This window comes from Pseudomonas sp. NPDC088890 (assembly GCF_044900155.1).
GTDB classification, from domain to species: Bacteria; Pseudomonadota; Gammaproteobacteria; order Pseudomonadales; family Pseudomonadaceae; genus Aquipseudomonas; species Aquipseudomonas urmiensis.
Window position 1 is genome coordinate 265,376 of sequence record NZ_JBJDNG010000007.1, and the last position, 12,897, is coordinate 278,272.

Here is a 12,897-nt window from a genome sequence, read left to right on the forward strand (position 1 = left end):
TTTTCTATTTCACGCCTCACCCAGCCCGGAGCACGTCATGAGCCAATCGATCAAGCAACGCCTGGAGCACAGCCTGCACAGTGCTGCCGCCTCGGGCCGCAAGATCGCCAGCTACATGCTCGGCAACCTGCACGAACTGCCGTTCCAGACTTCGGCGAGCATCGCCGAGAAGCTTGGTGTCAGCGAATCCAGCGTTGGTCGCTTCTGCCGCTCGCTCGGCTATGCCCACTTGAAAGCGCTCAAGCAAGACCTGCAAAGCGACCTGGGCGATGGCCCATGGCTGGTGGGTGACCGTTTGCAAGAATATCGCCAGAAGCACGACGACAGTCAAAGCAGCGGCAGCCTGGAGCTGGAAATCGCCGCCCTGGTGCGGGTGCATGAGTACAGCCGCACCGAGGCCTGGCACCAGGTTGCCCAGCGCCTGGCACAACGGCCGCGGGTGTTCATCGCCGGGTTTCAGACCGAGCGCGGCGTCGCCCAATGCATGACCCACCTGCTGCACTACCTGCGCGATGGCGTGCAGGTGGTCGACGGCAGCGCCGGGCACTTTGGCGAGGTCCTGCTTGGCCGCCCAGACCACAGTGCGCTGGTGGTATTCGAGGCGCGCCGCTATTCACGCCACGCCCTGATGCTGTGCCAGAAGGCACGCCAGGCGGGCATTCCGGTCACCCTGGTGACCGACACTTTCTGTGACTGGGCCGATGCCAATGCCGATGAGGTATTTCGCATCCCCACCGAGTTCAATCTGTTTTGGGAATCCACCTCGGCGATGCTGTCGTGGGTGCACCTGATGGTCAACGAGGTCTGCAAGAAACTCGGGCCTGATGTTGAAAAGCGCTTGGAAGCGACTGCCGCTCTACATAACGAGTTCGTCGGCTACACCTCGTGGCCGGCGGGAAAACAACAATAGCAAGCGAGCAACCCTAGAGGTGCAAGATGAACAAGACCATGGCTATGGTGGGTGCGTGCGCCCTGCTGCTGGCAGGGACTGCCAGCGCCGAGACCCTGCGTTTCGCCACTGAAGGCGCTTATCCGCCGTTCAACTATGTCGATGCCGACAACAAGCTGCACGGCTTCGATATCGATATCACCCACGCCCTGTGCGAGCAGATGAAAGTCGAGTGCACCCTGGTCGCGCAAGACTGGGAAGGCATCATTCCGGCGCTGATGGCGCGCAAATACGATGCCGTGGTCGCCTCGATGATCGACACCGAGGAGCGGCGCAAGAAGATCGCTTTCACCAACCACTATTACCGCACCCCGCTGACCGTCGCGGTAGCCAAGGACAGCCCCATCAGCGACGCCCAGACCGACTTCAAGGGCTACACCGTTGGCGCGCAGTCGTCCTCGACCCAGGCGATCTACGCCGAGGACGTGTACGCCAAGGCCGGCGCCGATGTGAAGCTCTACCCGACCATGGATGAGGCCAACGCCGACCTCGCTGCCGGACGCCTGGACGGCGTCATCGCCGACAAATTCCCCCTGCTCGACTGGCAGAAAAAGAATGGCCAGGACTGCTGCAAGATCCTCGGCGATGTCAGCAAGACCAAGGCCGATGCCGCCATCGCCGTGCGCAAGGACGACGACGCCTTGCGCGAGCGACTTAACAAGGCCCTAGGCGAGATCGTCGCCAATGGCACTTATCAGAAGATCGCCAGCAAGTATTTCGAGTTCGACATCTACAACTGATCACCTGGACATTTGCGTGGAGTGGGCGTGCCCCCTCCACGCAAGTTCGCATGCGTTTATTGCAAGTGGGGAAACGCCCATGTTCGATCAACTGTCCTTGCTGTCTTTCGCCAGCGGTGGCTGGGGCCAGGCGCTGCTCGCCGGCGCCCTGGTGACCGTGTCGCTGGCCTTGGCTTGCCTACCAATTGGCCTGCCCCTCGGCCTGGCTGTGGCCCTGGCCGCACGCTCGCGCAAACGCCTGCCACGGGCCTGGGCAACCACTTTTTCCACGGTGTTCCGCGGCCTGCCGGAGCTGCTGACCCTGCTGATCATCTATTACGGCTGCCAGATCGCTGCGCAGAAGATCCTCGCCGCCATGGGCTATCAAGGCGAGGTGCTGATCAATACCTTCCTCGCGGCGATGATCGCCTTCAGCCTGGTATTCGCCGCCTTCTCCAGCGAAATCTGGCTGGCCGCCTTCAAGACCCTGCCCAAGGGCCAGCTTGAAGCCTGCTCGGCACTAGGCCTGAGCAAGCGCACCGGGTTCTTCAAAGTGGTGTTGCCGCAATTGACCCGCATCGCCCTGCCCGGCCTGTCCAACAACTGGTTGTCGCTGCTCAAGGACACTTCGCTGGTGTCGACCATCTCCCTGGTCGATCTGATGCGCCAGACCAACCTGGCAGTCAGCGTGACCAAGGAGCCGATGTTCTTCTATGGCGTGGCCTGCCTGGGCTACCTGCTGTTCTCGGCGCTGTCGGGCCGGGTGTTTGCCTTCATCGAGCGGCGCTGCAACCGTCACCTGCAAGGAGCACGGGCATGACTGTCGAACAACTGCTGGGGCTGGTGCTCGACCCCGAACTGCTGGAGCGCTACGGACCGCGCTTTCTCGATGGCCTGCTGGTGACCGCCAAGCTGGTGGCGATCTCGTTTACCCTCGGGGCGCTACTGGGCCTGCTGCTGGCGCTGGCGCGGATGTCCAAGCAGCCGCTGCTCAACCGCCTGGCTGCGGGGTACATCTATTTCTTCCGTGGCTCGCCACTGCTGGCCCAGCTGTTTTTGCTGTACTACGGCCTCGGCTCGCTCAAAGGCTTCTGGCAAGACTTGGGGCTATGGTGGTTCTTCCGCGAGGCCTGGTACTGCGCCGTGCTCGCCTTCACCCTGAACACTGCCGCCTACCAGGCAGAGATTTTCCGCGGCAGCCTGCTGGCCATCGCCCCGGGGCAGTACGAAGCGGCGCGCGCGCTGAACCTCAAGCGCTCGACCACGTTCTTCAAGGTGATCATGCCGCAGTCGTTGTTGGTGGCCATCGGCCCCTTGGGTAACGAGCTGATCCTCATGATCAAGGCCAGCGCCATCGCCTCGCTGGTGACCATCTATGACTTGATGGGCGTGACCAAGCTGGCCTTCTCGCGCAGTTTCGACTTCCAGATCTACCTGTGGGCAGCGGTGCTCTATCTGCTGATCGTGGAAATCGTCCGGCGCACCCTGAAACACCTGGAAGCCCGCCTGGGCCGCCACCTGAACTGACCGAAGGATACGCTCCATGCATTGCCAAACCCTTGTCCTGGGCGCCGGTATCGTCGGCGTCAGCACTGCGCTGCACCTGCAAGCGCGTGGCCGTCAGGTGATCCTGATCGACCGCGACGAGCCGGGCAGCGGCACCAGCCATGGCAACGCCGGGCTGATCGAGCGCTCCAGCGTCATTCCCTATGCGTTCCCGCGCAACCTTGGCGCGCTGCTGCGCTATGGCCTGAACCGCCAGCCAGATGTGCGCTACAGCCCGCTGCACTTGCCCAAGGCGGCGCCCTGGCTGCTGCGCTACTGGCAACAATCGGCGCCTGGCCGCCTGGCTGCGGCGGCGGCCGACATGCTGCCGTTGGTGCAGCGCAGCGTCGAGGAGCACGACGCGCTGATCGAGGCCGCCGGGCTGGCCGCACTGGTCAAGGCCAAAGGCTGGATAGAGGTGTTCCGCAACCCAGCCCTGTTCGCCCAGGCCAAACAAGAGGTCAAGGGCCTGGCCCGTTATGGCCTGCACTATGAATTTCTGGAGCGCGAGCAGCTGCAAGCACGCGAGCAGCAATTGCAAGGCGATGTCGTTGGCGGCATCCACTGGCTCGACCCGAAAACCGTCAGCAACCCCGGTGGTCTGACCCGTGGCTATGCCGCACTGTTCGTCCAGCGTGGCGGGCAGTTCCTGCACGGGGATGCCAGTAGCCTGCGCCAGGTGGATGGCAAATGGCGGGTCGACAGCCAGCGCGGAACGCTGAGCGCCGACGAGGTGGTCGCCTGCCTCGGGCCGCAATCGGCCGAGCTGTACGCACCACTGGGCTATCGCTTCCCGCTGGGCATCAAGCGTGGCTATCACATGCACTACGCCACCCGTGGCGATGCCCAATTGCAGCATTCGATCTGCGACACCCAAGGCGGCTACGTGCTGGCGCCGATGGCCCGTGGCCTGCGCCTGACCACCGGCATCGAGTTCGCCGCCAGCGATGCGCCGGCCAACGAAATCCAGCTGCAGCGCTGCGAAGCCTTGGCCCGCAAGCTGTTCCCGGCGCTTGGTGAGCGCCTGGACGACCAGCCCTGGCTGGGCCGGCGCCCGTGCATGCCGGACATGCGCCCGGTGATTGGCCCAGCCCCCAGGCACAAAGGTTTGTGGTTCAACTTCGGGCATGCCCACCATGGCCTGACCCTAGGCCCGGTCACCGGGCGCTTGCTGGCCGAAATGCTCACCGGCGAACAGCCGTTTACTGATCCTGCGCCTTACAGCGCCGCACGCTTCGACTAGAACCCCAGCGGGAGAACAACAACATGACCGCCCCTCTAAGCCTTGCCAGCCTTGCCCCCGAAGCCGACTCGCGGCCGGTGCTGATCGACATCGAAGGCCTGAACAAACACTACGGCGCCTTCCATGTCCTGCGTGATATCAACCTGCAGGTCCGCGAAGGCGAGCGGATCGTGCTCTGTGGCCCCTCAGGGTCGGGCAAGTCGACCTTGATTCGCTGTATCAATCGCCTGGAAATTGCTGAACAAGGCACTATCCAGGTTGCCGGGATCGATCTGGCCAGTAGCCGCCGCGAAGCCGCCCAGATACGCAGCGAAATCGGCATGGTGTTCCAGCACTTCAATCTGTTCCCACACATGAGCGTGCTGGACAATTGCCTGCTCGCTCCCACCAGTGTGCGTGGGCTGTCGCGCAAGGACGCCGAGGAGCGTGCGCGGATGTACCTGAGCAAAGTCGGGATCGAGAGCCAGGCACATAAATATCCGAGCCAGCTCTCCGGTGGCCAGCAGCAGCGCGTGGCCATCGCCCGCGCCTTGTGCATGAAGCCGCGGATCATGCTGTTCGATGAGCCAACCTCGGCGCTGGACCCGGAGATGGTCGCCGAGGTGCTGGATGTGCTGGTGAAACTGGCCGATACCGGCATGACCATGCTCTGCGTCACCCATGAGATGGGCTTTGCCCGGCAGGTGGCCGAACGCGTGCTGTTTTTGGAGGGTGGGCAGATCATCGAGGACAGCCCGCCGCAGGTGTTCTTCGGGCAGCCGCGTACGGCGCGGGCGCAGGCGTTCTTGAAGCAGATCCTGCATTGAGCTAGGCAGTATGGCCCTATCGCGGGGCAAGCCCGCTCCCACGCGAACGCAGCGGCTTGCCCCCGATCATTGCAGCGCTGCAATGATCCAACTGCATCGTTAAATATATTTACCAGAAACCCTGCCAAACCCTTGCCAGCCAAGGCCGCGCTGCTCTACACCCCCCGAAAACCGGCGCCAAACCGCGCGCCACTCGTTTGACATATCGAACGGCTCTGGCAAGCTATGAGTAAGCCCCGACCGGCATCGTCTCCCTCTGCGAGCCGGCAGTGCTCGGGGCCCCAGGTCGTACACAAGGCCAAGGCCGTGCGCCTGCACAACAACGACAGGAAGCACCTGTCCCAAGGTGACATATGTCCAACAGCAACATTGGCAACAAGCAACCTTCCCTGCGCAAGCCCGTCGTCCTGATGACCATGGGCAGCCAAGAGCGCAAAGGCCATGACTATCAGGTCATGACCCACAAATACATCACTCCGCTGGTCGACTTCGCAGGCTGCATTCCGGTCCTGGTACCCACTTGCTGTGGCACCGAAGACTTGGAGAGCTACCTGGACATGGCCGACGGCGTCTACCTGACTGGCGCCGGCAGCAACATCGACCCAGCGCTGTACGGCCAGGAAAACGAAACGCCCGGCAAAGCCCAGGACAAGAACCGCGACCTGTTCGACATCCCCCTGGTGCAGCTGGCCATTGCCCGCGGCCTGCCGATCTTCGGTATCTGCCGCGGCATGCAGGAAATCAACGTGGCCCTGGGTGGTGACATCTACCAGAAGGTCTACGCCGAAGCGGGCTTCAACGATCATCGGGAAAACCCGGAAGATCCGGTCGACGTCCAGTACCAGCAAGTGCATGGCGTGAAGATCAAACCAGGCAGCTGGCTGCGCGACGCACTGGGTACCGACGAAATCCGCGTCAACTCGCTGCACGGCCAAGGCCTGCGCAACCTGGGTGAGGGCCTGGAGCCGATTGCCCACGCTGAAGATGGCCTGGTCGAAGCGATCCATGCGCCGAGCATCTCGCCGTTCCTGTTTGCCGTGCAATGGCATCCCGAGTGGCAAGCGGCGAAAAACCCAGATTCGATCAAGATGTTCCAGGCCTTTGGCGACGCCTGCCGCGCCCAGGTCCGCAAATCCCAAGTCAGCAAGCGCCACCAGGCCGCCTGACTCCTCGCTTCGTTAGTTTTGATCGCGGGGCGGCGCAAGGCCGCCCCCATTTCCCCGGTCACCCTCTGCTGGTCCCAGAACACTTCCCGTGGAAGCGGGTGGCGGGCTTGTGCCTGCCCCGCGATCTTTTTTTCCCTCCTAAGTCATACGACGACTGATTGCCGTAACCAGTACTGCGGATTCGGTTTCAACCGTCTCGTCATCTGTCATGGCCTCTTCGCGGGCAAGCCCGCTCCCACAGCAACTGCAGAGCTCTTAAGGCCCCTGCAGCATCAATGGGGGAGCCATGTTGGCCGCGAAGTGGCCGGCACTACATCCTGCCCATTTCCTGGCGACGCTGAAAAAATCTGCGTAGAGGTACTAGTCATCGCACATGTTGTACGATAACTTACCTCTCATCGCAGCACATCACCTTCACCCCAAGCGCCATAGGATGCCAACAACAATGAATCCACAAGAACTGCAATCCATCCTCTCCCACGGCCTGCTGTCGTTCCCGGTGACCGACTTCAACGCCCAGGGCGACTTCAACCAGGCCGGCTACATCAAGCGCCTGGAATGGCTCGCCCCCTATGGCGCCAGCGCCCTGTTCGCCGCCGGCGGGACCGGTGAGTTTTTCTCCCTGGCTGCCAGCGAGTACAGCCAAGTGATCAAGACCGCGGTCGATACCTGCGAGCGCTCGGTACCGATCCTGGCCGGCGTCGGTGGCTCCACCCGCCAGGCCATCGAATACGCCCAGGAAGCCGAACGGCTTGGCGCCAAAGGCCTGCTGCTCCTGCCGCACTACCTCACCGAGGCCAGCCAGGATGGCGTCGCCGCTCACGTCGAAGCGGTGTGCAAATCGGTCAAGATTGGCGTGGTGGTGTACAACCGCAACGTCTGCCGCCTCAACGCCGGCCTGCTCGAGCAACTGGCCGAGCGCTGCCCGAACCTGATCGGCTACAAGGATGGCCTGGGCGATATCGAGCTGATGGTGTCGATTCGTCGCCGCCTGGGCGACCGCTTCAGCTACCTGGGTGGTCTGCCGACCGCTGAGGTGTATGCTGCCGCCTATAAAGCCCTGGGTGTACCGGTGTATTCCTCGGCGGTGTTCAACTTCGTGCCCAAGACCGCGATGGACTTCTACAACGCCATCGCCCGTGACGATCACGCCACCGTGGCCAAGCTGATCGACGATTTCTTCCTGCCGTACCTGGACATCCGCAACCGCAAAGCCGGTTACGCGGTGAGCATCGTCAAGGCCGGCGCCAAGCTCGCCGGTTACGACGCAGGCCCAGTACGCACGCCACTGACCGACCTGACTGGCGAAGAGTACGAAATGCTCGCCGCGCTGATGGACAAGATGGGTCCGCAGTAAGCCCCACCCCGCGGCCTGCCAATGCCGCACACCGGAGCCAGGCGATGCCTGGCTCCGGTTACAACTCATTAGCCCGCACAAAAATAACTAGTGGGAGTACCCAGCATGCAAGCGACTAAAAAGACGCATGTGCGCTACCTGATCCTGTTCATGCTGTTCCTGGTGACCACGATCAACTATGCAGACCGAGCCACCATCGCCATCGCCGGCTCCAGCCTGCAAAAAGACCTCGGCATCGATGCCGTCACCCTCGGCTACATCTTCTCGGCGTTTGGCTGGGCCTACGTCGCCGGCCAGATCCCCGGTGGCTGGCTGCTCGATCGGTTCGGCTCGAAGAACGTCTACGCGTTCAGTATCTTCACCTGGTCGCTGTTCACCCTGCTGCAAGGTTTTGTCGGCGGCCTGCCGGTGGCCTGGGCGGTGGTGACCCTGTTCACCCTGCGCTTTCTGGTTGGTTTCGCTGAAGCACCGTCGTTCCCCGGCAACGCGCGCATCGTTGCCGCCTGGTTCCCGACGGCCGAACGCGGGACCGCCTCGGCAATCTTCAACTCGGCGCAGTACTTCGCTACCGCACTGTTCGCGCCAATCATGGGTTGGATCGTGTTCAGCTTCGGCTGGGAACATGTATTCGTGGTCATGGGCGTACTGGGGATCGTGTTCTCCGCGGTCTGGTTGAAGACCATCTATAACCCACGCCAGCACCCGCGCATCAGCCAGAGCGAGCTTGAGCACATCGAGCAAAACGGCGGGCTGGTCGACATGGACCAGAAACGCGGCAACGATGGCCCGAAATGGGGCTACATCAAGCAACTGCTGACCAGCCGCATGCTGCTGGGCGTGTACCTGGGCCAGTACTGCATCAATGCCATCACCTACTTCTTCCTGACCTGGTTCCCGGTATACCTGGTGCAGGAGCGCGGCATGACCATCCTCAAGGCCGGCTTCATCGCCTCCTTGCCGGCCATCTGCGGCTTCATCGGTGGCGTGCTGGGTGGGGTGCTGTCGGACTGGCTGCTGCGCCGCGGCAATTCGCTGACCTTCTCGCGCAAACTGCCAATCGTCTGCGGCCTGCTGCTGTCGACCACCATGGTCTTTTGCAACTACGTCGAGGCGGAATGGATGGTGGTCGGCTTCATGACCTTGGCGTTCTTCGGCAAGGGCATCGGTGCCCTGGGCTGGGCGGTGGTGGCCGATACCTCACCCAAGCAGATCGCAGGTCTGTCCGGTGGTCTGTTCAACACCTTCGGCAACATCGCCTCGATCACCACGCCGATCGTCATCGGCTACATCATCAGCGCCACCGGCTCGTTCAAGTGGGCCTTGGTGTATGTGGGCGCCAACGCCTTGGTGGCGGTGTTCAGCTACCTGGTGATCGTCGGCCCGATCAAGCGTATCGAGCTGCGCGAAGACGCCCCCCAGTCACAGCCTGAGCCAGCCGCCAATGGCGAACTGGCAAGCTCGCGTCACTGAGTGGACACGCCCGCACCGGGGGACCGCTGCGGGCGGATGGACAAAAGCCTGAGAACCTACCAGTAGGGCCTGAACATGCAGTTGATCGAACACTCCGACTCGCCCCGCTACGTCCGCCTGCACGACGACGATAACGTCGTGGTGGTAGTCAATGACGGCGGCCTGGGCGAAGGCGCCCGCTTTCCCGATGGCCTGACCCTGGTCGAAGCCGTGCCGCAAAGCCACAAGGTCGCCACCGTGCTGATCGGCAAAGGCGAGCCGGTGCGCCGCTACGGGCAAATCATCGGTTATGCCCTGCAAGACCTGCGCCAGGGCAGTTGGGTCCAGGAAAGCCAGCTGGCCATGCCGTCGGCGCCGGAATTGGACAGCCTGCCGCGCTGCGATGCCGTCCCCGCGCCCCTGCCGCCTCTCGATGGCTTCACCTTCGAAGGCTACCGCAACGCCGACGGCACCGTCGGCACCCGCAATATCCTCGGCATCACCACCACCGTGCAGTGCGTGACCGGCGTGCTGGAGCACGCGGTCAAGCGCATCCGCGCCGAGTTACTGCCGCACTACCCCAATGTCGATGACGTGGTCGCCCTCACCCACAGCTATGGCTGCGGCGTGGCAATCAACGCCCGCGACGCCTACATTCCGATCCGCACCGTGCGCAACCTGGCGCGCAACCCTAACCTGGGCGGCGAAGCGCTGGTGATCAGCCTGGGCTGCGAGAAGCTGCAAGCCGGCCAGGTGATGCATGACAACGACCCGTCGGTGGACCTCAGCGAGCCGTGGCTGTATCGCCTGCAGGATGCCAGCCTTGGCTTCAGCGAAATGATCGAGCAGATCATGGAGCTGGCCGAAACCCGCCTGAAAAAACTCGACCAGCGCCGCCGCGAGACGGTGCCGGCCAGCGAGCTGATCCTTGGCATGCAGTGCGGGGGCAGTGACGCATTCTCCGGCATTACCGCCAACCCAGCACTGGGCTATGCCGCCGACCTGCTGGTGCGGGCCGGCGCTACCGTGCTGTTCTCGGAAGTGACCGAAGTGCGCGATGCCATCTACATGCTCACCTCGCGCGCCGAAAACCAGGACGTCGCCCAGGCCCTGATACGCGAGATGGACTGGTACGACCGCTACCTGCAACAAGGTGCGGCCGACCGCAGCGCCAACACTACGCCTGGCAACAAGAAAGGCGGCTTGTCCAATATCGTCGAGAAATCCCTCGGCTCGATCGTCAAGTCTGGCAGCGGCGCCATCCAGGGCGTGCTCGGCCCTGGCGAGCGAGTCGAGCGCAAGGGCCTGATCTTCTGCGCCACCCCGGCCAGCGATTTTGTCTGCGGCACCTTGCAACTGGCGGCGGGGATGAACCTGCACGTATTCACCACCGGCCGTGGCACGCCGTATGGCCTGGCCATGGCGCCGGTGGTCAAGGTGTGTACCCGCAGCGAGCTGGCCCAGCGCTGGCCGGATTTGATCGACATCGACGCCGGGCGCATCGCCAGCGGCCGTTCGAGCATCGAAGAGCTCGGCTGGGAGCTGTTCCACTATTACCTGGACGTCGCCAGTGGCCGCAAACAGACCTGGGCTGAGCAGCACAGGCTGCACAACGACATCACCTTGTTCAACCCGGCGCCGATCACTTGATGGCTCAGCGTTCGACCCATGCCCAATCGCCGCAGCCCCCTGTGGGAGCGGGCTTGCGCGCGAAGCAGGCAACTCGGTGGATGGCACCGGCTTCGCCGGTGTTCGCGGGTAAACCCGCTCCCACAGGGGCCGGGCAAGCCCATCGCACCTGCATTCTTCCTTCAACTACATCGACAGGAGCACCCCATGCCTGAGATTCTTGGTCATAACTTCATCGCCGGCCAGCGCAGCGCCGCCGGCAGCCAACGCTTGCAGAGCCTCGATGCCACCACCGGCGAAGCCCTGCCCTACAGCTTCGTCCAAGCCACTGAGGCTGAAGTGGACCAGGCCGCCCGCGCCGCCGCTGGCGCTTTTGCCGAGTTCCGCCAGCTTTCCCCGGCCCGCCGCGCCGAGTTCCTCGAGGCCATCGCCGCCGAGCTGGATGAACTGGACGACAGCTTCGTCGCCATCGTCTGCCGCGAGACCGCCCTGCCCGCTGCGCGCATTCAGGGCGAACGTGGCCGCACCAGCGGGCAGATGCGCTTGTTCGCGCAGGTGCTGCGCCGTGGCGACTTCCTAGGCGCTCGCATCGACCAGGCGTTGCCTGAGCGTCAACCGCTGCCACGGGTCGACCTGCGCCAGATGCGCATTGGCGTTGGCCCGGTCGCGGTGTTCGGCGCCAGCAACTTCCCGTTGGCCTTCTCCACCGCAGGCGGTGACACCGCTGCCGCCCTCGCCGCTGGCTGCCCGGTAGTGTTCAAGGCGCATAGCGGCCATATGGCCACTGCCGACCTGGTCGGCTGCGCCATCATCCGCGCCGCCGAGCGCACGGGCATGCCCAAGGGCGTGTTCAACATGGTCTTCGGCGGCGGTGTCGGCGAGTGGCTGGTCAAGCACCCGGCGATCCAGGCGGTGGGCTTCACCGGCTCGCTCAAGGGTGGCGACGCGCTGTGCCGCATGGCCGCCGAGCGCCCGCAGCCGATCCCAGTGTTCGCCGAGATGTCGAGCATCAACCCAGTGATCGTCCTGCCCGGTGCGCTGGCCAAGCGCGGCGAAACCATCGCCCGCGAACTGGCAGGTTCGGTATGCCTTGGCGCCGGCCAGTTCTGCACCAACCCAGGGATGGTGATCGGCCTGCAATCGGCCGAGTTCAGCAGCCTGCTGAGCAATGTCGGCCAAGCCCTGGATGCCCAGGCCGGGCAAACCCTGCTCAACGCCGGTGGCCTACGCAGTTACGTCGCCGGCCTTGAGCACCTGCACGCTCATGCAGGCATCGAGCAGCTGGCGGGCCAACCGCAACAAGGTGCACAAGCCCGCGCGCAGCTGTTCAAGGCCGATGCCAGCCTGCTGGTCGATGCCGACCCGCTGCTGCAGGAAGAAGTGTTCGGGCCGGCCACTGTGGCGGTCGAAGTCAAGGACCAGGCGCAACTGCGTGCGGCCTTGCTAGGCCTGCGCGGTCAGCTCACCGCCACCTTGATTGGTGAAGCAGAAGACTTCGAGGCGTTCGCCTGGTTGGTGCCGCTGCTGGAGGAGAAAGTCGGCCGGATTCTGGTCAATGGCTATCCGACGGGTGTGGAAGTGTGCGACGCCATGGTTCATGGCGGGCCCTACCCAGCCACCTCCGATGCCCGCGGCACCTCGGTGGGCACCTTGGCGATCGACCGTTTCCTGCGGCCGGTGTGCTACCAGAACTACCCGCAGGCGCTGCTGCCTGAGGCGCTCAAGGATAACAACCCGCTGGGGCTGCGCCGGTTGGTCAATGGGCAGTGGAGCGAAGGTTCGCTGTGATCTGCGCACATTAAAAATGACTCGCATCTTTGCGGTAATGCAGTTCGCTTAAGCAATTGGGGCCGCTTTGCGCCCTTCGCGGGCAAGCCCGCTCCCACAGGGATAGCGCCGCTCTCACGGTCGGCGCCGTACCTGTGGGAGCGGGCTTGCCCGCGAAGGGCGCAAAGCGGCCCCAAGCAGACGACTCAGGTCTAAAGTGATCTCTCGCGCGGGCAGCCATGGCTTCATGGCTTGGAGCCCCCGATG

11 protein-coding genes are annotated in these 12,897 nt (G+C 63.5%); all 11 read left to right on the forward strand.

Annotated elements, in window-relative coordinates:
- The first annotated feature begins 37 nt into the window (after positions 1-37).
- The 11 genes from ACI2JX_RS17100 (at position 38) to ACI2JX_RS17150 (ending at position 12,651) form a co-directional block, all read left to right on the forward strand.
- Positions 38-910, forward strand: a complete 873-nt coding sequence (locus ACI2JX_RS17100) for a MurR/RpiR family transcriptional regulator (protein WP_186557077.1) — start codon at positions 38-40, stop codon at positions 908-910.
- Between the two features lie 26 nt (positions 911-936).
- A complete protein-coding gene (locus ACI2JX_RS17105) occupies positions 937-1,689 on the forward strand; it encodes a transporter substrate-binding domain-containing protein (RefSeq protein ID WP_264232573.1) in 753 nt (250 codons plus the stop codon).
- A gap of 79 nt (positions 1,690-1,768) precedes the next feature.
- Entirely contained in the window at positions 1,769-2,488 is a 720-nt protein-coding gene (locus ACI2JX_RS17110) for an ABC transporter permease (protein WP_264232572.1), read from the forward strand.
- Complete coding sequence (locus tag ACI2JX_RS17115; protein WP_404690570.1) at positions 2,485-3,195, forward strand: ABC transporter permease; 711 nt, start codon at positions 2,485-2,487, stop codon at positions 3,193-3,195. The genes ACI2JX_RS17110 and ACI2JX_RS17115 overlap by 4 nt, the downstream gene beginning before the upstream one ends.
- 16 nt (positions 3,196-3,211) lie before the next feature.
- Positions 3,212-4,456 carry an FAD-dependent oxidoreductase gene (locus tag ACI2JX_RS17120; RefSeq protein WP_404690571.1) on the forward strand — a complete coding sequence of 415 codons (1,245 nt, stop codon included), beginning with the start codon at positions 3,212-3,214 and terminating at the stop codon, positions 4,454-4,456.
- A 23-nt stretch (positions 4,457-4,479) separates the two neighbouring features.
- Positions 4,480-5,262 (forward strand): amino acid ABC transporter ATP-binding protein, encoded by a 783-nt coding sequence (locus tag ACI2JX_RS17125; protein WP_404690572.1) that lies wholly within the window; start codon positions 4,480-4,482, stop codon positions 5,260-5,262.
- A 353-nt stretch (positions 5,263-5,615) separates the two neighbouring features.
- Positions 5,616-6,428 (forward strand): gamma-glutamyl-gamma-aminobutyrate hydrolase family protein, encoded by an 813-nt coding sequence (locus ACI2JX_RS17130; RefSeq protein WP_186557071.1) that lies wholly within the window; start codon positions 5,616-5,618, stop codon positions 6,426-6,428.
- A 445-nt stretch (positions 6,429-6,873) separates the two neighbouring features.
- Complete coding sequence (gene kdgD, locus ACI2JX_RS17135; protein WP_404690573.1) at positions 6,874-7,785, forward strand: 5-dehydro-4-deoxyglucarate dehydratase; 912 nt, start codon at positions 6,874-6,876, stop codon at positions 7,783-7,785.
- A gap of 105 nt (positions 7,786-7,890) precedes the next feature.
- Positions 7,891-9,255, forward strand: coding sequence for an MFS transporter (locus tag ACI2JX_RS17140; RefSeq protein WP_404690574.1), 1,365 nt, complete (start codon positions 7,891-7,893; stop codon positions 9,253-9,255).
- 75 nt (positions 9,256-9,330) lie between these two features.
- On the forward strand, positions 9,331-10,884 hold the full coding sequence (gene garD, locus ACI2JX_RS17145) for a galactarate dehydratase (RefSeq protein WP_368973508.1): 1,554 nt from the start codon (positions 9,331-9,333) through the stop codon (positions 10,882-10,884).
- Between the two features lie 186 nt (positions 10,885-11,070).
- On the forward strand, positions 11,071-12,651 hold the full coding sequence (locus ACI2JX_RS17150) for an aldehyde dehydrogenase (NADP(+)) (RefSeq protein ID WP_404690575.1): 1,581 nt from the start codon (positions 11,071-11,073) through the stop codon (positions 12,649-12,651).
- Positions 12,652-12,897: the final 246 nt, after the last annotated feature.

Coding starts and splice junctions, on each gene's coding strand:
- ACI2JX_RS17105 (WP_264232573.1), top strand. CDS start 937: ATGAACAAGACCATGGCTATGGTGGGTGCGTGCGCCCTGCTGCTGGCA.
- garD (WP_368973508.1), top strand. CDS start 9,331: ATGCAGTTGATCGAACACTCCGACTCGCCCCGCTACGTCCGCCTGCAC.
- ACI2JX_RS17100 (WP_186557077.1), top strand. CDS start 38: ATGAGCCAATCGATCAAGCAACGCCTGGAGCACAGCCTGCACAGTGCT.
- ACI2JX_RS17150 (WP_404690575.1), top strand. CDS start 11,071: ATGCCTGAGATTCTTGGTCATAACTTCATCGCCGGCCAGCGCAGCGCC.
- ACI2JX_RS17125 (WP_404690572.1), top strand. CDS start 4,480: ATGACCGCCCCTCTAAGCCTTGCCAGCCTTGCCCCCGAAGCCGACTCG.
- ACI2JX_RS17120 (WP_404690571.1), top strand. CDS start 3,212: ATGCATTGCCAAACCCTTGTCCTGGGCGCCGGTATCGTCGGCGTCAGC.
- ACI2JX_RS17110 (WP_264232572.1), top strand. CDS start 1,769: ATGTTCGATCAACTGTCCTTGCTGTCTTTCGCCAGCGGTGGCTGGGGC.
- ACI2JX_RS17130 (WP_186557071.1), top strand. CDS start 5,616: ATGTCCAACAGCAACATTGGCAACAAGCAACCTTCCCTGCGCAAGCCC.
- ACI2JX_RS17115 (WP_404690570.1), top strand. CDS start 2,485: ATGACTGTCGAACAACTGCTGGGGCTGGTGCTCGACCCCGAACTGCTG.
- ACI2JX_RS17140 (WP_404690574.1), top strand. CDS start 7,891: ATGCAAGCGACTAAAAAGACGCATGTGCGCTACCTGATCCTGTTCATG.
- kdgD (WP_404690573.1), top strand. CDS start 6,874: ATGAATCCACAAGAACTGCAATCCATCCTCTCCCACGGCCTGCTGTCG.